Source organism: Lachnoanaerobaculum sanguinis (assembly GCF_033242365.1).
In the GTDB taxonomy this organism is placed as follows: Bacteria; Bacillota; Clostridia; order Lachnospirales; family Lachnospiraceae; genus Lachnoanaerobaculum; species Lachnoanaerobaculum sanguinis.
Genome location: NZ_BTHK01000012.1, coordinates 23098 through 44057, shown reverse-complemented (window position 1 = coordinate 44057; position 20960 = coordinate 23098). Strand labels below are relative to the sequence as shown.

General features: G+C 31.5%; 20 protein-coding genes and 2 pseudogenes. All 22 read left to right on the top strand.

Annotated elements, in window-relative coordinates:
- Positions 1 to 237 precede the first annotated feature (237 nt).
- The 22 genes and pseudogenes from SBH76_RS09140 (at position 238) to SBH76_RS09040 (ending at position 20949) form a co-directional block, all read left to right on the top strand.
- Positions 238 to 894, top strand: coding sequence for a hypothetical protein (locus SBH76_RS09140; protein ID WP_317977563.1), 657 nt, complete (start codon positions 238 to 240; stop codon positions 892 to 894).
- Between the two features lie 307 nt (positions 895 to 1201).
- Positions 1202 to 1873 (top strand): hypothetical protein, encoded by a 672-nt coding sequence (locus tag SBH76_RS09135; protein WP_317977562.1) that lies wholly within the window; start codon positions 1202 to 1204, stop codon positions 1871 to 1873.
- A 408-nt stretch (positions 1874 to 2281) separates the two neighbouring features.
- A complete protein-coding gene (locus tag SBH76_RS09130; RefSeq protein ID WP_317977561.1) occupies positions 2282 to 2422 on the top strand; it encodes a hypothetical protein in 141 nt (46 codons plus the stop codon).
- An 18-nt stretch (positions 2423 to 2440) separates the two neighbouring features.
- Complete coding sequence (locus tag SBH76_RS09125) at positions 2441 to 3838, top strand: hypothetical protein (RefSeq protein ID WP_317977560.1); 1398 nt, start codon at positions 2441 to 2443, stop codon at positions 3836 to 3838.
- A gap of 89 nt (positions 3839 to 3927) precedes the next feature.
- Positions 3928 to 5379, top strand: coding sequence for a hypothetical protein (locus SBH76_RS09120; RefSeq protein ID WP_317977559.1), 1452 nt, complete (start codon positions 3928 to 3930; stop codon positions 5377 to 5379).
- Between the two features lie 51 nt (positions 5380 to 5430).
- A pseudogene (locus SBH76_RS09115) lies at positions 5431 to 5619 on the top strand (hypothetical protein); the annotation flags it as partial.
- A 400-nt stretch (positions 5620 to 6019) separates the two neighbouring features.
- The gene (locus tag SBH76_RS09110; protein WP_317977557.1) at positions 6020 to 6208 is read left to right on the top strand and encodes a hypothetical protein; all 189 of its coding nucleotides are present in this window, start codon (positions 6020 to 6022) and stop codon (positions 6206 to 6208) included.
- Positions 6209 to 6342: 134 nt separating this feature from the next.
- Entirely contained in the window at positions 6343 to 7962 is a 1620-nt protein-coding gene (locus tag SBH76_RS09105; protein WP_317977556.1) for a leucine-rich repeat domain-containing protein, read from the top strand.
- An 82-nt stretch (positions 7963 to 8044) separates the two neighbouring features.
- Positions 8045 to 8236 carry a hypothetical protein gene (locus SBH76_RS09100; RefSeq protein ID WP_317977555.1) on the top strand — a complete coding sequence of 64 codons (192 nt, stop codon included), beginning with the start codon at positions 8045 to 8047 and terminating at the stop codon, positions 8234 to 8236.
- Between the two features lie 204 nt (positions 8237 to 8440).
- Entirely contained in the window at positions 8441 to 9802 is a 1362-nt protein-coding gene (locus SBH76_RS09095) for a leucine-rich repeat domain-containing protein (RefSeq protein WP_317977554.1), read from the top strand.
- On the top strand, positions 9772 to 10038 hold the full coding sequence (locus tag SBH76_RS13940; RefSeq protein WP_432706866.1) for a leucine-rich repeat protein: 267 nt from the start codon (positions 9772 to 9774) through the stop codon (positions 10036 to 10038). The genes SBH76_RS09095 and SBH76_RS13940 overlap by 31 nt, the downstream gene beginning before the upstream one ends.
- Positions 10039 to 10053: 15 nt before the next feature.
- Positions 10054 to 10248, top strand: a complete 195-nt coding sequence (locus tag SBH76_RS09090; protein WP_317977553.1) for a hypothetical protein — start codon at positions 10054 to 10056, stop codon at positions 10246 to 10248.
- Between the two features lie 400 nt (positions 10249 to 10648).
- Positions 10649 to 10786 (top strand): hypothetical protein, encoded by a 138-nt coding sequence (locus SBH76_RS09085; RefSeq protein WP_317977552.1) that lies wholly within the window; start codon positions 10649 to 10651, stop codon positions 10784 to 10786.
- Between the two features lie 36 nt (positions 10787 to 10822).
- On the top strand, positions 10823 to 11653 hold the full coding sequence (locus SBH76_RS09080; protein WP_317977551.1) for a YARHG domain-containing protein: 831 nt from the start codon (positions 10823 to 10825) through the stop codon (positions 11651 to 11653).
- A gap of 11 nt (positions 11654 to 11664) precedes the next feature.
- The gene (locus SBH76_RS09075) at positions 11665 to 12654 is read left to right on the top strand and encodes a YARHG domain-containing protein (protein ID WP_317977550.1); all 990 of its coding nucleotides are present in this window, start codon (positions 11665 to 11667) and stop codon (positions 12652 to 12654) included.
- 77 nt (positions 12655 to 12731) lie between these two features.
- Entirely contained in the window at positions 12732 to 13820 is a 1089-nt protein-coding gene (locus SBH76_RS09070) for a late control protein (RefSeq protein ID WP_317977549.1), read from the top strand.
- A 34-nt stretch (positions 13821 to 13854) separates the two neighbouring features.
- Positions 13855 to 15912, top strand: coding sequence for a DUF4280 domain-containing protein (locus SBH76_RS09065; RefSeq protein WP_317977548.1), 2058 nt, complete (start codon positions 13855 to 13857; stop codon positions 15910 to 15912).
- A 10-nt stretch (positions 15913 to 15922) separates the two neighbouring features.
- Positions 15923 to 16594, top strand: a complete 672-nt coding sequence (locus tag SBH76_RS09060) for a hypothetical protein (RefSeq protein WP_317977547.1) — start codon at positions 15923 to 15925, stop codon at positions 16592 to 16594.
- 10 nt (positions 16595 to 16604) lie between these two features.
- Positions 16605 to 17276, top strand: coding sequence for a hypothetical protein (locus SBH76_RS09055; protein WP_317977546.1), 672 nt, complete (start codon positions 16605 to 16607; stop codon positions 17274 to 17276).
- A gap of 10 nt (positions 17277 to 17286) precedes the next feature.
- The gene (locus SBH76_RS09050; protein WP_317977545.1) at positions 17287 to 17958 is read left to right on the top strand and encodes a hypothetical protein; all 672 of its coding nucleotides are present in this window, start codon (positions 17287 to 17289) and stop codon (positions 17956 to 17958) included.
- A 10-nt stretch (positions 17959 to 17968) separates the two neighbouring features.
- A pseudogene (locus tag SBH76_RS09045) lies at positions 17969 to 18295 on the top strand (hypothetical protein); the annotation flags it as partial.
- Between the two features lie 482 nt (positions 18296 to 18777).
- Positions 18778 to 20949 carry a transcriptional regulator gene (locus SBH76_RS09040; RefSeq protein WP_317977544.1) on the top strand — a complete coding sequence of 724 codons (2172 nt, stop codon included), beginning with the start codon at positions 18778 to 18780 and terminating at the stop codon, positions 20947 to 20949.
- Positions 20950 to 20960 lie beyond the last annotated feature (11 nt).

The following is a 20960-nucleotide window of genomic DNA, read 5'->3' as shown; positions in this document are numbered from 1 at the left end:
GAAATATCATGGGCAGGTTAATAATAAGAAAGTTGACACAAATAATTGCTAAAACCTATGAAGATAAGAGTATATAAGAACCTTTCAAAATGAAGGAGTCAAGTTTTTTATAGGACTTCCAAGCATATAAGGATAAGTGGAGAAAATCGAGCAGAAGAAATCATAGATGAATATGGGGTATTGTATTTGTGGGATCTATTCAAAAAGTATTAAAGCAGTTTTGGCTAAGGAGAATATATGAATGCGGTTGAGAAAAATAAACTTAAGATAATCCTAATAATTACAAGTATATTGACTTTAGTGTTTATAGTGATAGTTGGCATAGAGTATTTGAATGAAAAAAGAAGAGATAGAGCACTTAAATACTATAATGAAATATCTACTACAGTAATTTTGGCAGGTACACTGGGAATGGACTTGGAATGCAGTGATAATAAAGGGAATACTTGGGTTATAAATGGGAGTGATATAAGTTTACTTGACATAGTTACTAAGGATATTACAGATTATATATCAGGGGAGAAGCAGAGTCTTTACAACTACAAAATTATAAAAAATGAATATATACAGAAATATATAGATAATTTTAATGACAATATGAAGCATATAAGAATAAGTGGAGAGAACGGAGCTGGAATTCCTATCCCACCAAAGACTATATCTGAGGTAGAGAAAATGGATGAGTTTCAAGAAATAAAGAATTTAGATGAACTGACAACATATATGCACAAATTAACAAAAAATGGTGAATATTATCTGTATGCTCTTTCTGTGGTTGGATTAGACGGAACGGGATTTAGTGGTAGAATAACATATGAATCAGATAATGGAGAAGAAAAAATCATAGATGAATATGGTGTATTGTATTTAGGAGATTTATTCGAAAAATATTAAAATAATTTCGATTAAAGTATTATGGAAATATTTTGACTAAGGGGAATATATGAATGTGATTGAGAAGAATAAACTTAAGGTAATCCTAGTAATTACAAGTATATTAGCTTTAGTGTTTACAGCAATAGTTGGTGTAGAGTATTTTGGTCCTATGTCAAGATTTAGTACAAATTAAAATGAGAGGTTCTACCGGTTAAGATGCCGGAAGAACATGTGCCTTATTATATAGATTTTCAAACTCATTAGTAGATTAGTTTATTATATTTATTTAGAAAAAAATATAAAGATAAGATTTAAGGAGACATTTATGATAGGGGTAAAGGGTAAATTAAAGTCTAGATGGGTTTTATGTTTTATAATATTTTCCTTAGTATTATTGATATATGGGAATCATTTATTTAAGGAAAGAACTAAAAAATTGGAAGACATGAGAAGGACAGAGGCATTCGATTTTATGGATGATGGCTGGAAGAAATACAGAATGATGCTGTATGCAGGTGCAAATATGGAGTATACAGATAGTAAAGGAAATATCAGAGTAATAGAAACAGAACCTGTGCTTCTAGATGTATTTGATGAAGCTATAGATCCATATATTTTAGGCAAGACACCTTCCCTCGGCTCCTTTCGGATAACTGAGGGAGAAGAAACATCAGAACGTATAAAAAACTTCAATGATAATATGTCGCACTTAAAGATATGGAATAATCGTGAGGGCAGATATATGACTATTTCTGAGAATGAGGGATTGGAAGAGTTTAAAGATATAGATAGTTTTGAAGAACTGTGGGCTTATATGAATAAGCGAAATGATGAAGGAGTTATATATATAAATGAACTTGATATAGTTGGACATGACAGAACAGGTCAACCCGGAAAGTTTATATATGATTATGGGAATGGAGAGGATAAAGAATTATCAGTTGATGTAATTAGTCTGTTTGATTTATTTAAAGACAAGTATAAAGATTGGTCATAAGGAGAAGCTTATAGTTAGAATAAAGAGTAGTATAAAGGCTAGGTGAATTTTATGCTTCATAACATTTTACTTAGTGTTATTAATATATGGAAGTTATGGAATATAAAATTACAAAGAACGGAACTTTTGGAATATAAGAAGTAGTGATTAAAATCAAATATAAGTTTGATATCACCTGCATCAGTACAAATAACACAAAACGGAACACAGATAGAAATGAATGGCGGAATAACCAAGGGGAGCAAAGTGTATCTAGGGTAAAACACTAAATAAGAGATATATTGTATAGAGGGGTGTGTATATGACAAAAAAGAATCAGGCTGAATTGTTAAAGAATTTGAGTACAAAGATATTAAAACAGAATCACAAAAAAGAGCCGCTAACACAGGCAATAAAATATTGAGAAATTTGGCTAGAGAAACTATTGAGGACATAACATATGTCACAGAAATACAATCTGGAAATATAAGAATTGATATAGCCAAAACCATATGTGTAATGGACGATAATGTGGATACTAGTAAATTATTTACGGATATTTTGATGTAAAAGAATATTGGAGATTAGATGAAAGTAAAAAAGATAACATTTATTTTGTTAAGTATATTTGCTATAACGTTTCTAATTTTTACTTTAATAGTATATGTACTACCTATGTTCGACTTTATGTATACTCAAACAGCAAAGTACTTTTTAAAAGGAAAAACACCGGAACAGGATATTAATGAAGGTGGAAAAAGGTCTAAGAAAGTACAACAAGGAGAAGAAGGTGTATATTTTGCATATAAAGACAGATTAATGTATATGGGAAATGAAAATGTAGAAATAAGAGAGATTTGTAAAATGCAAGGGAATATTTCCGGTATTTTAGTAAAGGATAAAAATATTTTTCTACGAGAGGAAAGCGGTAACAGTATTTACAAACTGAACACAGACGGAGAGATAATAAGCATTATTTATGCCCCTGGAGTAATGTACCTTGAAGGTAATAATATATATACATTAAGTGGAGGTACTGAGTTTGAAAAATATGACTTTAACGGGAAAAGAATTTTTAAAAATGATTTAGGATATAATGGGTTTGATAGGGATAATACTATATTTAATAACTATGTTTTTAACATAGATTTTTTAAAAGCAGAAGTTTATGCGCCAAAATATTATTTATTTGATATTAATAAAATAAAATATAAAGAATATACTCTGCATTTTTCAAAATACTATTTACCTCCGGAAACTTGGGATTCTTATTTGAGAGAAGAAGTTATACCTTATGATTCATTTGCAAAAGAGATAGATAAGAAGGTAAGAAAAGGAAAAATAATTGATAGAAATCTGGATAACTATGAACTCCAAAGTATCGAGTTATCAATTTGGGATTTCTCAGAGGTTTCAGATGGATATATCTATTTTCTTGGAGAGCAGAAACTTACTTATAGAGATAAAAATTATAAAGACAAGCTATCCGGAAACATGAATGAGTATATAAATACATATGAAAATAAAGAATATATGAGTAAAATAAAGTATGAGGTAAAATTATATCCTATAGGCAGAGTTAAAGTGGATGATATAAAAAATATATTGGACAGTGCTGCTATCAGCTATGATGCTATAGATAGACCATTAAGTAATAGTCGTAATAGGAATGACTTTACTATTAGAGACAAAAAGATATATATATCGTATATTGAAGATTATGTAGAGAATAATCAGGAATATAGGGAATTGAAAATATATGAGATAGATGCTGAAACCGGCATATCAAAAGAAGTTTACACAATGAAGGGGCTATCTGCAGATGAACGTATGATAGAAATCTTTGTAACAGATAATTATATATTTATTTACAGATATATTGATAATTCTAGGAAACTGTGTATTACAACAGTCAATCGCGACGGAAGCAACCCTATATTAGTAATGGATGAAAATGGTGAAGTTGTTATGAACCCCATTCAATAAATATATGGGAATTTTTATTTATTTTTAAAAAATATTTTTCATCACAATTTATATTAACAACAGAATCCGGTGGAATGGAGGCTTTCAATATGAAAAAGAAATGGATTATATGTATAAGTATAATTACTATAGCATATTTTGTCCTGTCATTATTTGATTTTATGTATATTCCTGCAGATAAGTATCCAAATATTATCAGAGAAATATTCTTTCACGACAATGAAAAAGTAACTGTAAGAAGCATAGGAAAGGTTTGCCAAACAAAAGAAGGTATATATTTTTTGTATAAAGGTAGACTTATGTATATGAATAGTGTTGGTACAGAGGTGAAAGAAGTAGCCTCTGATTGGCAACAAATAGGAGGAATTATGAGAATTGAAAATGATGTCTTCGGTGTTCTTAGAGATAAACTAGGATTATATAAGATTAGTGCGAGCAGTAATAATGATGATATAGAAGGTAAAGTAGACATAATAGAGTTTATCAGTGGAGAAAAAGATGATAGATTTTATACTGATGATAAGTATATATATTGTTTTAGCAATGGTATGCTTGAGAAATACACATTGGATGGAAGAAAAGTTTACTCATCAAAAGTGTTTTATGAACCTAGACCTATTCTTGGAATTGGCAGCACGGTATTTAATGGTTATAGTGTATGTATAAATGGTAACCAAAACCCTTGTGGAGATGTGGGAATAGATGTACCATGTTATTACATATTTAATTGGAATAAGGTAAAATATAAACAAAAAAGATTGGGAAGAGTTAGATACTATAGTGAAGCATCACCATGGGAATCGCTTGATTGTTATTTTAGTAAGCAAGAGAATATAGAACCTTATTCTGCATGGACTTGGAAGATGGATTACATAATAAGAAATGATAAAAGCTGGTGGAAAGAAGAGATACATGATAGGAATGTGGAAGAATATGAGCCGGTTAGTATAAAATTATATGATTTAAATCCAAATTATTACAGGGTATTAGATGGATACATATATTTTACTCAACGATTAGAAATTACTTATAGAGATAAAAATTATAAAGACAAAATAAGAATAACAAGCGAAGGATTTAGTGAAGAAGAGAAAAAAGAAGTAGAGTTCAAATTTCATCCACAGGCGATGTTACGTGCAAAAGTTGAGGATATGGAGAAGGAGAAAGGTGGAGAAACTTTTAAATATGAAATAGTCGGCATTCAAAATAAAACAGAGGATTTTGTCGAAAATTATGAGGTAAGTGGTAAATTTATATATAGTGTGGCAAGTGGATTTTACAGTGGGGGAGAAAGCTATAAAACAAAGCTATTCATTACAGATATAGATACAGGTATCACCAATATAATTTATACTGATGAAAAATCAAACAAATATACATGTACACCGGGACTATATTGCAGTGATGATTACGTTTTCTTATATCAATATAAAATAGAGGAAAGCACTACATTGCGTATAATTAGACTTGATAAGGATGGAAGCAACCCTATATTGGTAATGGATGAAAACGGTGAAGTTGTTATGAAACCCATTCAATAAGTATATAGAATTTTTATTTTTAAACTAAAATTTTAATAAGTGGAGAAAATGGAGCTGGTAACTTATACGCATAAAGTAACAAAAAATGGTGAATATTATCTGTATACTCTTTCTGTTGTTGGCTTAGACGGATCCGGATCTAACGGTAAAATAACATATGTATCAGATAATGAATATGAAAAAATACTGAGAGATTCAGGAAGACTTAGCTTGTTTGATCTATTTGAGAAGTTGGAGTAAAAATACTATATTTTTATGGAGAGTAAGGTAATAATGGATATCGAAAACATGCAAAATCAGTTATTTCCTGAGAGAAGAGTTTTTAAAAGATTTTAATACAAAAAAGATGAGTATGAACAATGGATTTTTAAGGATTTAGAGGAGCTTTTGGAAGAAAAAATGTAGGATATATTGTTTACTTAGATGAAGTGAATGCCTAGTTTTTTCAAAAGGCATTAGAAGATGAACAATTTATAAAGGAATCTAAAGATAAGCTGAAAGATATTATAGTGGGAGGAGTAAAAACAACAGTTATTACTACAGCAGGATTATATAATGCAGCAGTAGGGGTTTATGCTACTGCAATATACTTTTTAGCAACAAATTTTTTGAGTTAGAAATAGATATATTGCTTAAGCAAATGTCTGTTTATAATAATGTGATAGATTGGGGAGGAAAACTTATAAAGATAGATATATATGAAGATAATAGATATACAATTACAAGTAATATTTATGATGTGGAGGGAAGAAGAACAGAAGTTTCATGGTACGGCAAGAATAACAAAGCAGGCGATGTCTATACACTGTATGGTGAAAAATACATGTGAGGAGAGATAAAAAATTAAAAGAAAAATCTGACGATTTAATAAAAGCAACTCAAAAATTCAAGAAAGAAGCGGAAAGTGTGATAAATATAATTAAATCATACAACTTTTCTGAATGAGAATATATAGGTGATTATATGTTGAAGAAGTTAAAAGATAATTATTTTTGGATAATTGTTTTCAGTATAGTTATTATTGGTATCCTTTACATAGTGTTAAATTTTAGAGGGCATATAGTTATAAGAGATAATAAAGTTGTAGATTATAAATGGGGAATAGTAGAAAAGGTAAAAAGAAATATGACCATAAATATACCTGAAGGTACGACGGAAATTATGGATGGAGCTTTTATAGGCAGTATTTTTATGGTGGAATTGTATATTCCTGAAAGTGTAAAAATAATACATGCAGATGCTTTCCGGTATTGTATTAATTTGAAAAAAATACACTTTAGTAAATCTTTGACAACAATAGAAGATGGAGCCTTTAGGAATTGTGCTATGCTTGAGTTTGTAGAGTTGCCGTCTTCTGTAACAAATATTGGTAAAAGAGCATTTGCAGATTGTATAAGTTTGGGGGAAGTGGTTTTACCGGAAAATTTAAAAGTTATAGAGTTTGAAACATTTGACGGATGTGAAAACCTTAAATATGTGCATTTAGGAAATATCAAGGAACTAAAAGATGATGCTTTCAGTAGGTGCAATAATATTATCGAAATAAATATGCCGGATAGCATTACGCGGATTGGCGAGAATTCTTTTGAAGAAACGGAATGGTTTAAAAGGCTGCCGATAAATCCATATGGACTAAAATGTTATAAGCATATTTTGTTTAAGTCAACCGATAGAGAAGAAAATATTATAATACCTGATAATATAACAGTGATTGCAGGTGGTGCATTTCAAGGCTCAACAAATTTAAAAAGTATTGCTTTACCGGAAAGTTTAAAATACATAGAAAACAGTACCTTTGCAGACTGTATAAATCTTGAAGGTATTTTTATACCTAAAAGTGTTGAATATATAGGAATATCAGCATTTTCCAACTGTAAAAGTTTGACTGAAATAGAAATACCGAACTTAATAGTCAATGTAAGGAGTTGGGCATTTAGTGGTTGTGAGAAACTGGAAAGGGTAGAATTACCTAAGAGTCTCAAGCAGATTGATAGCGAGGCATTTAGCGACTGTATTGAATTAAAAAGCATAGTAATTCCAAGTCAAGTAAAACAAATAGAATGGGCAGCTTTTTACGGTTGCATAAATTTAGAAGATATAAAATTTGAGGGAAGCCCGGAATATATAGGGGATGCATTTCAAGATACAAAATTCTACAATAATATTAGAGAGGATGAGTATGGCTGCAAATATGTGAGTGACCATCTGATAGAAGTTGTGGATAAAGAAAGACGGAAAATTATTATTAAGGAGGGAACGGTCAGCATAGCAAACCATGCCTTTTATCAGTCTAAAATAGACAATGTGATATTTCCAAAAGAATTAAAAATAATTGGACCAATGGTTTTTAGTGAATGTGATAATTTAAAAACTGTAGAGTTTCCGGAGGGTGTAACTTATATAGGCTACAGATGCTTCTTTAGTTGTAAAAATTTAAAAAAAGTTTATATGCCGAAGTCTATAGAAGATGTGGGAAGTGAAATGTTTTTAAATTGTAAAAAATTAAAAGAGGTTACTGTAAGTAAGACGATAGCCGACAGTATTGAATTTGATGAAAATGTTAAGCTGATATATATAGAGTAGGATGTATAAGTCATTACTATTGGAAAAGTAGGCGTTTTGGAAAATAGTTATATAAAGTAGGTGTAGGAAGCGAGAGCAAAGTATGAACTGTATATGGGAAATTGTATTAAAAGCAAAAAGAAGCGTATATAAATTGGAGGAACTTAGATTTATAAACAGTAAAAGCCCCAGCCCGTATACGGAAAGTTCTTTTGATTTTTTAAATTATGATACGGTGGAAGATACGGAATTGGAAGTGAATAATATTACTGACAGGATACAGTACAGAAGATAATGATAAAAAGCAGAGAATATTGAAAAACTAGGTAATGGCTTAAAAAACAATGAATGGAGAATAAGATAATTGTGCGGAGAAAATATGCATAGAAGCAGGCGTAGAAAGAGACGATATAGATTTATAGTATTAATCCCGATACTAACAGTCATTTTACTGTATATTTCTACTCATACAAAATCTAAACTTATAATAAAAGACAATGTGTTAATAGGAATTGAAAGCGGAATAATTGAGAGAAGGTCAAGTATAAAACAAATTACAGTTCCTGTAGGTGTTACAAAACTGGGTGATAATGCTTTTAGAGAATGTACAAAACTAGAAAGTGTAGAATTACCTGAAACAATCGAAACTATAGGCGATTCTGCTTTTGAAGATTGTTATCAATTAGAGCATATAGAATTGCCTAAAAATCTAAAGAATATTGAAGAAAGTGCATTTAGAAACTGTGTTAATTTAAAAGCCATAGAGCTACCTGAAAATCTAAAAAAACTGAGATTTAATGCGTTTAGAGGTTGCCATAGTTTGGAAAAAGTAAATATTCCTTTGGGTATTACTGCAATTGAAGGATATACTTTTGAAGAATGTACAAGTTTGAAAAAAATTATACTTCATGACGGAATAGAAAAGATATTTACAGGAGCCTTCTTAAATTGTCAAGGATTAGAAGAAGTGGAAATGAAAGAAGGAATAAAGTCTATAATGGCAGAGGCTTTTTCAGGATGTGAAAATATTAAAAGTATAAAGATTCCGGATTCTGTAGAAGAAATAGAGTCAAAAGCGTTTTATTCCTGCAAGAATCTTGAAGAGATAAAAATGTCCGAAGGAATAAGATATGTAGAGACAGAGGTATTTAATGAAACGAAGTATTATACAGAGAATTTATCAGATAAGAATAATGATATTTATATAGGTAAAGTATTAATAAAGTGTAATAGGGGGATTTCTGATATCAAGGTAAAGGAGGGAACCAGAGTTATAGCAAATGGAGCTTGTGCCGGAATGGAGAATCTGGTTTCGGCAGAGTTGCCTGAAAGTCTTATTTGTATAGGAGATGAAGCATTTGCTGAGTGTCATGAACTTAAAGATATAAATATACCAAGCAAATTGGAGAAGATTAGAAGTAAGGCATTTTATGCGTGCAATATAGAAAGTGTAGATATTCCTGAAACAGTAAGTTTTATAGGCTTTAGGTCATTTGAAAATTGTGTAAGTTTAAAGGAAGTAAAAATGTCTCATACACCTGAAAAAGTAAGTGCATGTGTTTTTAAAAATACCTTATGGCTTAAAAATTTGGAACAGGATGAATATCACTGTAAATATTTTCAAAACATATTGCTGGAACATTCAGGAAATGACAGTTTTGTAAAAATTCAAGACGGAACAAAACTGATAGTAGGATTGGTTTTTTCAGAATCAAAGGGACTTGAGACAGTGGAGATTCCTAAAAGTGTGGAATTTATAGGATTTGGTGCATTCAGATCATGTGAAAATTTAAAAGAAGTCAGATTTGCAAAAGGGAGTGAACTAAAAAAATTGATGAAAAAGCTTTTGACGGCTGTGTAAGTCTAGAAGAAATCACTTTACCGCTAAAGCTACAAAGAGTTGAAAGTTTTGCTTTTCATAGTTGTACAGGATTTGCGACAATAACATTTCCGGAAAGCATAGAATATGTAGATAATTATTGCATGTCGGATTGCATAAACTTAAAAACCATAAGACTGCCGAAACATATGAAGGGTAAATATTTTATTGATGAATTTGACTTACTAAGAATGAACCCGGAAATTATTTATTATTAAAAGTAGGAGCAAAGTATGAACTGTATATGGGAAATTGTATTAAAAGCAAAGAAAAATGGATACAAATTGGAAGAACTTAGATTTATAAACAGTAAAAGTCCCAGCCCATATACGGAAAGTTCTTTTGATTTTTTAAATTATGATACAGTTGAAGATACGGAATTGGACAGGATTACATACAGGAGCAACTCAAGTCGAGGTGGAGTCTAAGAATATAGTCCTGGAGGCAGTATCATATTTATATTAGGTGAAAGCTGAAAATACGGATAACTTTAATATCGGAATAATGGAAAGGCAAAATGCCCGGAAAAAGCAGATGGAGTGGAAAAGTATGGTAGTCTCTTTGAGCACAATAAAAATACAAGTTTTTATTGTGCTTTTATTATATAAAAACTAATAATAATGTGTTGCTTATAGAAGATCTATATGACATATATTATTAAAATATAATGAAAAATAGTGCAGAATTTGTTATAATTAGAGTAGTATTATTTTCGTGAAAAATATTTGTGTATGTGTTGAAAGACGACATGAATATAAACAAAAGAGTAATTATGGAGAAACTATTTTATTTATGAACCGAATAGACCGTTATTGAGAGGAGGGGAAAGTGATAGATAAAAAAATACATATATTCACAATAATACTCTTGCTGATGTGTTTTGTTTATGGATGCGGGATAAATAAATATTCAAAAACAGAAAAATTCATTGATTATAACTATGGTGTAGAAAATCTTTCAGATTAAGATGCAATAAAGCTTGTAAAAGAAATAGTATCTTTTATGGATACAGGTATAGAAACGGGTGAAGCTGTCGAAGGTATTAACGGGGAAAACTTTGCCTATTTTAAGAACAAAGAAGATGAAGATAAATTAGAAATCTATCATAGAAATTATATAAAAGATAGTGCTTATAATTATTTGACTGCAATGTATAAAATCACAAGGTTTAATTCCGGCATGGGAAAGGCGAAAACAGGATTTGAAGGTGGAACCATCAGGTATAAATTGGAAGCTGAAGAAGATTACAAAATTCTGTTGAGAAGAAATAATGAAATATGTATTGAAGCTGTTTTTAATAAAGACAGCAGTCTTGGAGACGGGATGCCGGATACAGATAAGGGTCAGATATTTCTCACTTTGTGTGATGACAATAAATGGAGAATTTCTAAGATCTCTCAATGGTATGATGATTTAGTGTTTTATGAATTGGAAGAATATATAGAAGAATTTTTTGACAGTCAAAATAATGTAAAAGAGGATTATGATACTTTTATTAGGGATTATGGGTATGACAAAAATGGAAATAGAATATCTATGCAGATGTTAAGATATTCTTTAAAGGACGCGATCTTGGCGAGCAGCAGTTTTGATGTGTTGGAGAATTTAGATGACAGTTATATATTGGAACATCTTTCTAAACTTGCAACCTATATTGCTTATGAAGAGATATATGCCAGGCATGGGAAAATGTATCAGAAATATTCTATAGAATATAATTATTTCAATGGATTGAGCTGGTATAAAGAGAATAAAGAATTCAGTGAGGATGATTTAAGTGATATTGAAAGGCATAATTTAGAGATTATAAAGTCACATTTGGAAGAGTTTTAGGAGAAAAGAGTATGAAACATAAATTATTAAGTGTAATTAGCATAAGTTTTATATTACTTCTGTTATTCAATGTCAAAACCGTTGCCATTGAAAATAAAGATAACAATCCTGAAATGACTGATGAAAGAGCTATAGAGATTATTAAAGAGATTGCCGATTTTATGGATTCAGGAGAAAAGATTGGTGATGAGATATCTTGCAGAGAGTCGGATGGATATAATGATTATTACTTTAAAAATAAGGAGGATGAAGAAAAACTATATAAATACCATAGAGATTATATTAAAGATGCAGCCTATGATTATTTGTGTGAAATGTATGATATAAGGTTTTATAGAGGAAGATGTACACAGTCACGAACGTCAAGAAGTGATTTAAGTAGTAGCCTATATTATAAAATTAATACAAAAGGTGAGTTTAGCATAAAGAGTAAAGATAAAAAGAGTATATGTGTTCAAATTCAATTTGTAAAAAAGGTAATATTGGCTGAGGATATGCCGGAAATCAGTGACGGTGAGGTGTATTTGGAACTGTGTGAGGACAATAAATGGAGAATATCTAAAGTTTCTCAATGGCTTAATGATTTGGCATACTATGATTTGGGAAATGAAATGAAGGTGTTTTTTGATCCGGAATATAGTTCACTACCTGAGTATGAAGAATTTTTGAAAAAATATGGCTATGATTCAAGAGGTAATAGAATCAGTATGTATATAAGTACAGATGATAATGATGAGATTTTTACGGGAAGTGATACGGATATTATCAGCAGCAAATCAAATTTAGAAAAGCTGAAAAAACTTTCCAAGTTGGCGGCATGTATGGCTCGTGAAGAGATATATGCCAGGCATGGGAAGATGTATACTAAAAACAGTCCGGAATATAATTATTTTATAAGAAAAAGCTGGTATGAGGAAAATGAAAGTTTTAAAGAGAGTGATTTAAATGACATCGAAAAAGAAAATATAAAGATAATTTCTGATTATATTGAAAGTTTTTAACGGAGATTAGAAATTATATTGTTACTTCCTGCAATATAAAAAGTAACAGAGATGTTCACTATATGACTTTGGGCTTGATGACACAAAGTATACTTATGGATGGAAAAGAGCATATAAGAACATTTCAAAATGTAGGAGTTAGCTACAGAGATATTATTGATATTATCATAGAAAGTTATAATAACAGTGCATTTATAATGACTTCAGGTGATGATAAGAAAACTCAGGGGTTTATGTGTCAGTATAAAGAAACTGATTGGGAGTATCTGAAAAGGTTAGCCTTCTCGGCTAATACAGTGATATACCATGACTATAGTGTAGAGGGTGTTAAGTTTTTTATAGGACTTCCATGTAGACAGGAAAAGCTGTTGAGGTCGGAATATTACGAACTTGGAGTTAACAGTGGTGATGAGTCTTTACTTAATTCAGGCAAGGCATATTATAAGGTTGCTGTAAGAGAACATTATGAAATAGGGGAAAGATTGACATTTTTTGGCGAAATACAGGCTGTTGTAGCAAGAGTCAGCAGACCGGAACATAGAGAAGTAATTAATGAGTACATATTAATGAAAGAAAGTGATGTAAAGACTAAGGCGTATCAGAATGAAAAACTTATAGGTGTGGCATTATTTGCAAAGGTAAGTCAAGTCGAAAATGAACTTGTAAAAGTGAGTATAGATGAGGATGAAAACAATTCTGATGATAAGGCGTTCCTAAACTACGCTACAGTATATTCTTCACCTGAAGGAGGGAGTTGGTATTGTATGCCTGAAGTCGGAGATAGGGTAATAGTGAAATTTCCTGATGCAAATGAACAAAATGTATATGTACAAAATGCTTTTCATGTAGGCAGTGCAGGCGGTCGTGATAATCCTGAAATTAAATTTTTCAAAAATAAAGAAGGGAAGGAAATCAGATTGAGTCCTGAAAGTGTGCTTATTACAGATAATAACGGTTCAAGTATAGAACTTAAAGATGATAAGGGGATAAGTATAAAAAGTAGCGGGATGATATCAATAGCTGCAAAAACTGAAGTGCTGATAGAAAGCAGTAATGCAGGTATAAGTTTAATATCGCCGACATCAGTACAAATAACACAAAACGGAACTCAGATAGAAATGAATGACGGGATAACCAATAAAGGAAGTAAAGTATACTTAGGATAGAATATTGATACGAGCTACATTGCAGGAGGTACGTATGAAAGAAAAAAATCAGGCGGAATGGATATATGAAGTATTAGGTAAGAAAAAAGGGATTTTGGGGGCATCTATAAGGGAGCTTACAGATGCAGAAGAGAAAAAGATCAAAGATAAAATGTTGCAGTATTGGAAAGAACATAATGATGAAAGCACAGAATTTCTTGTTAACGGTGCAATACTTTGTTGTAGTCGTGGAAGTGATTATTCTACACTGAATAGTGCAGATCATGGTGTTTATACCGACAGCAGTGAAATCGGGGCTCTTGCAAATACCGATGATAAAAAATTTGACGGATTTGTTTCATGTTCAAAATGGAATGAAGAACCGCTTGTAAGCAAACATATGTGCCGTTTTAAACTTGGAGAATGGAGAAATGTTAGAAAGAGTGTTACCATAAACGGTAAATATGCCTTAGATACAAACTCATATTTACCATGCAAGCATGGAGGAATAATATCACCTGTAACATCGGGACAGGAGTATACACTAAGTACATCCTATAATAAGTATCCGAGATTTTTAAATGATGACGGCACATTGGATGAATTAATTATTAAAAAATTGTTGTTAAGAAATGTACAACATATGAAAGAGAATGAGATAGATGCCCTTATTAAGTTGGGAATATATTTATGTATATGTACAGATGTGGAGAAACTGAAAAAGATTGTTTGTTGTGCATATTTAAAGCAGTTTTATAGAAATGAAGTTGAAGAGCAGTTTTATCAATATACACTTCTTGATAACTTTATATATGTAGCATCTTGGGCTACTGCATATGCAAGATTTTGCAGCCTACGTAACAGGGTAGATATAAAGTTTCCCCCAACATGGGATAAACTTGGTAATACTGCTGCCAAGTTGAAGCGATATGTAAATGAGAAAATATTTTCTGACGCAAAGCCGGATGTGGACAGAACAGAGGTAGATGCTATAAAAATGCAAATTTTAAACGTAAAATTATTGGATACAATATTGCTGGCAGGGAATATATATACAACAGTATCGGATATAGATAGAGTTTATAATATTAAGTTTGATAGTGGGTCGAATACAGGAGTAATGGTATATAATTTACGCTATTACGAAGGAGAGCTTGAGAAAAGAAGAGTTACAGTACAAGACGGAATACATATGAGGGATGTAGATAAATATATAGTTACACCTATACTACAGGAGGCTTATATTTATATAACCTCAGGGGATAATAAGTTCGACAGTATTGCTGAGATTTCAAATTTGGTAGTAGGGAGTGTGGATGCTAAAAAATCCGGAGAGACAACTGTAATAACATGGGGAACTTCGGGAATTTCAGTAGCATTGTCAATAATACCTGCTTTAGCATCAGCACCTTTTGCAGCACCATTGGGAGTTGCCTGCACTGTAATAGGTCTGGCAGCAGGTGAGGCTGATGCAAAGAGAAGCAATAAGGAAAGTAAGACAAATAAACAATTGTATCTGGAGGCAAACTATGAAAATACAAATGTGATAAGGTTGAGTGAGTGTATGTCATTGTATACAGCTATCACATTGAGAACTACACCGATATTGAAGAAAAGCGAAAGTACTTGGCTATCGTATAAGAGAGAACTTAACAATAGAAAAGTTAATTCTAAGAGTAGTGGTAAATTAACACCTGATGATAATATGACTGCGGGAGATATGAAGATTGATGCGTTAGGAAATGATTACAGTTATTATGTCAGTGTATTTGACAGTTACGAGACAAATGAAATGATAAAAAACTTCAATGATAATATGTTGCACTTAAAGATATGGAATAATCGTGAGGGCAGATACAGGACTATTTCTGAGAATGAGGGATTGGAAGAGTTTCAGGAATTGAAAACTATATATGAAGTTTTTGAGTATATGAATAGGAGAAATGATGAAAATATTTTATATATCAATGAACTTGAAACAATAGGATACGATAGAACGGGTCAATCCGGAAAGTTTATATATGATTATGGGAATGGAGAAAGTAAAAAAATGGCAGTTAGTACGATTAGCTTAGTATCTTTATTTAAAGTACAATATAAAGAACAGTTTTAAGGAGACATTTATGATAGGGGTAAAGGGTAAATTAAAGTCTAGATGGGTTTTATGTTTTATAATATTTTTCTTAGCATTATTGATATATGGAAATCATTTATTTAAGGAAAGAGCTAAAAAACTGGAAGATATGAGAAAAAAAGAATCATTAGAATTTATGGAAGATGGCTGGAAGAAATACAGAATGATGTTGTATGCCGGTGCAAATATGGAGTATACAGATAGTGAAGGAAATATCAGAATAATAGAAACTGAACCCGCGCTTTTAGATATATATGATGAAGTTATAAAGCCATATATTTTAGGTGATTTACCTACCCTTGGCTCCTTTCAGATAACTGAAGGTGAAGAAACATTAGAACTGATAAAAAATTTTAATGATAATATGTTGCATGTAAAGATATGGAGTGCACATAAGAACAGGTATATAACGATTGCAGAGAACGAGGGGTTGGAAGAATTTGAGGATATAAATGGTTTTGAAGAACTATGGAAATATATGAATAAACGAAATGACGAAAATATTTTATATATGAATGAGCTTGATATAGTTGGAAACGACAGAACAGGTCGGTCCGGAAAGTTTATATATGATTATGGAAATGGAGAAAGTAAAGAAATATCAGTGAGTGTGATTAGTTTATTTGAATTGTTTAATGACAAGTACAAAGATTGGTCATAAGGAGAAGCTTATGGTTAGAATAAAGAGTAGACTAAAGTTTAGGTGGATTTTATACTTCGTAATATTTTCCCTAGCATTATTAATATATGGAAATCATTTATTTAGGGAAAGAGCTAAAAAACTGGAAGATATGAGAAAAAAAGAAGCATTGGAATTTATGGAAGATGGCTGGAAGAAATACAGAATGATGCTGTATGCCGGTGCAAATATGGAGTATACAGATAGTGAAGGAAATATAAGAGTAATAGAAACTGAACCCGTGCTTTTAGATATATATGATGAAGTTGTGAAACCTTATATTTTAGGTAAGATACCCAGCTTAGGCTCCTTTCAAATAACTGAGGGTGAAGAAACATCAGAACTGATACAAAATTTTAATGATAATATGAAACATATAAAGATATGGAGTGCACATGAGAATAGATATATAACGATTGCTGAGAATGAGGGGTTGGAAGAGTTTGAGGATATAAATAGTTTTGAAGAACTGTGGGAGTATATGAATAGGCGAAATGACGAAAATATTTTATATATGAATGAGCTTGATACAGTTGGATATGACAGAACAGGTCAACCCGGAAAGTTTATATATGATTACGGAAATGGAGAAATTAAAGAAATATCAATTAATATAATAAGTTTATTTGATTTATTTAAAGACAAGTATAAAGAATGGTCATAAGGAGAAGCTTATGGTTAGAATAAAGAGAGGGTTAAAGTTTAGGTGGATTTTATGCTTCGTAATATTTTCCCTAGCATTATTAATATATGGAAATCATTTATTTAGGGAAAGAGCTAAAAAACTGGAAGATATGAGAAAAAAAGAAGCATTGGAATTTATGGATGATGGCTGGAAGAAATACAGAATGATGCAGTATGCAGGTGCAAATATGGAGTATACCGATAGTAAAGGAAATATCAAAGTAATAGAAACAGAACCTGTGCTTATAGATATATTTGATGAAGCTATAGACCCTTATATTTTAGGTAAGACACCTTACCTCGGCTCTTTTCGGATAACTGAGGGAGAAGAAACTTTAGAACTGATACAAAACTTCAATGATAATATGTCGCACTTAAAGATATGGAATAATCGTGAGGGCAGATATATGACTATTTCTGAGAATGAGGGATTGGAAGAGTTTAAAGATATAAATAGTTTTGAAGAACTGTGGGAATATATGAATAAGCAAAATGATGAAGGAGTTATATATATAAATGAACTTGACATAGTTGGACATGACAGAACAGGTCGACCCGGAAAGTTTATATATGATTATGGTAATGGAGAGAGTAAAGAAATATCAGTGAGTGTGATTAGTTTATTTGAATTGTTTAATGACAAGTACAAAGATTGGTCATAAGGAGAAGCTTATGGTTAGAATAAAGAGTAGATTAAAGTTTAGGTGGATTTTATGTTTCATAATATTTTCCTTAGCATTATTAATATATGGAAATCACTTATTTAAGCAAAGAGCTAAAAAACTGGAAGATATGAGAAAAAAAGAAGCATTGGAATTTATGGAAGATGGCTGGAAGAAATACAGAATGATGTTGTATGCAGGTGCAAATATGGAGTATATAGATAGTGAAGGAAATATCAGAATAATAGAAACTGAACCGGTACTGTTGGATATATATGATGAAGTTATAAAGCCATATATTTTAGGTAATTTATCTACCCTTGGCTCCTTTCAAATATAGGTCATATTTTTTTAATCAAATTTAAAGATATAATAAGCATCATAAATGTCTAAAATTTTAGCTGGGTCGTTCATATGAATACCTCCTCCATGTGTAATTGCCATGTACTGGGGACTTGGAGTTTTTTTATTTATAGTAATAAAAAATGTTAAGATTGGCAAATACCAAACTCCAACATTAATTATACAACCGACAATACAAGGTGTTTTGATTTTGTGACTTTGTCAGGATATTTTCAACTCCAGAAAATAAATTTTATATTATTAGTATTGAAAATATCGTTTTCATATGATAATATTAAACCACGAAAAAAAGTGTGAAGAAAAATATATAAAATGCAAATATTAGAAAATGTGGACGTAAAGTCTTGCACTTGATGTGATATTATAGGAGAAAATGAGGGGTATTTTTGTGCATTTTTAAGAAGGCAGTATTAGGTGCAAGTAAAAAACTTAATATTTTTTAAAGGAGACGCAAGGATGGCAGAGAGTATTATAAGGCAAACGAATCGTACTTTATTGATTGAAGAGATTAATCCGGAGAAACTTAACTTACTTACTTTAGTAGGTGATGTAAGAGGGTTGGATAGTTTAAGTGATGATAAAGTAAAGGAAATCAATGAAGCACTTTTGGTTAAAGATTTTGATGAGTTTTTAGAAAAGTTTGACCCTACAGTATACTCTTTTTTTAATGCATCAACGGGGAAAATTGTATATTCAAAAGAGAAACCTGCAGGTGTTCCGGAGAATATGCTAAGCATAGTTCATCTAAATGCACATAATGATTTTTTGAAAATGCTTATGACCTTGGTGGAGACAAAAAGAAGTCAGGGAATTATAAATGCAGATTTTAAATTTGAAAAGCTTACAGAGATGATTTCACCGTCAAAAGTAATGGATGATATCAAGCAGGTTAGAAAAGAACTCCAGTATACATATGCAGAGTATGCAAAGCTTGAAGACGGAGACCCTCATAAGCTTGATCTCGGTGATAAGCTTAATTCAATGTTTGAAGAGGCAAGTGCAAATTATCAAAACCTTATGGCTATGATTCCGTTGGCAATTTCCGATATAAAAACAAGACTTTTGTTGGGGGAATCAGAAGAGTCAAAGAGTAATGATGCATTAACATTAGGCTTTCTAACAATGTCTTCCGAGGGAGAACTTACAGTAATTGAAGCACCGAAAGTGGAAGAGAGCAGACTTGTTCTTGCAGATGATAACTCAAATGCCGGCTTGATAGAAGCCCTTGAGGAGGATTATGATGCACTTAATGCTGAGGGTAACAGCTATGTAAAGCAACTGGTAGTAAGAACATTTTGTCCTTTAAATTCAGCTATGCAAAGTCAGATAGATGTCAAAAAAGAAGTGGCAAACTATAATACATATCTTGAATTTTATAAGAATGCAAAGGGTGATTTTATAAAAGTTGTAAAACCTTTAGTTGAAAAAATTTTAGGTGTATGGGCATTTTTTGAGCAGTATCCAAAGCAGGTAAAAGGTATGAAACCGACACTGCTTATTGCAAATGTAAAAAATGAAGTGATGGCAAACAGCTTAAATGTACCAAAACTTTGTGCATATCTGAATACAGTGAATGAAAAAAATGATTACAGTAATACTGTATGGTATGCAATTGTTGCAGGTGTATCTTTAGATGAAAAATCAAAGATGAATGTAACCAGAGAGAGATTTAAAGGTAATAAAGACAGTATAAAATCAGAGAATATAAGCGTTGAGTCATTGGCAAGGATTGCGGATGCACTAAAGGACTATGGTGTACAGTGTTTTTATTCATATGAAACCGGAGATAAGACAACTTTTAACAGTATGGCAATGACCGGTGTAGGATTTTTTGATGACAGATGTTCAGGTCTTAGCGGAAAGCCTTATTCAGAATATTTGATTCCATGTGTGCCTAACTTTACCATTATTCCAAAGGATAAGTCGGGGGTAAAGCTTGAAAGCAAGATGATAATCAATGAAAACGAGGCAGCAGAACTTTCTAAGGCAAAAGAAGATATTATGAAACTCTGGATAGATGGAGTATATATAGGTGCAGCTTATGTGGCGGCCGGATTTGTGGCAAGTTATCAGTCTCCGGAGTATTTAAAAGAGTACTTTAAAAAAGATGTTGATACTGATTTACCGGGAGTGAGATTTGATATTGAGGCTAAGAACAATTCACTTAAGGTGCATACTACAATGTCTAAAGAGATAACCGGGTTTACTAATAGTGTTAAAGATGATATTAACAAAAGAGGATTCGGATTTGTATTTTCTTCTGAGAATGCGGTTTTGGATGGAGAAAATATCAGCCATATAATGGTTTACAAAGCAAGAAATTTAAAACTGTCAGGTGGAAGCTATGAGCCGATTTATAAGACACAGACAGCAAATTATATTGAAAGAATTTTAAGACATGCAACAGGTGACTTCAAATCAGAGAATATAGGTAAGTTTTTCTCTAATAATCCTTCAAGTCAAAAGAGTGTTTGGCTTTCAAAGAGGTCAAATATTAATGCTATACTTGGTGCAGGTGATGATATTACCTATGAAGCGGATGAAACAGCAGGTGTATGCACAATAGAAATAAGCTTCGGTAATGCAATAAAGAGACTTGAAGTACCGTTAAACCGTGCAGGAGAATAAATTACATAAAG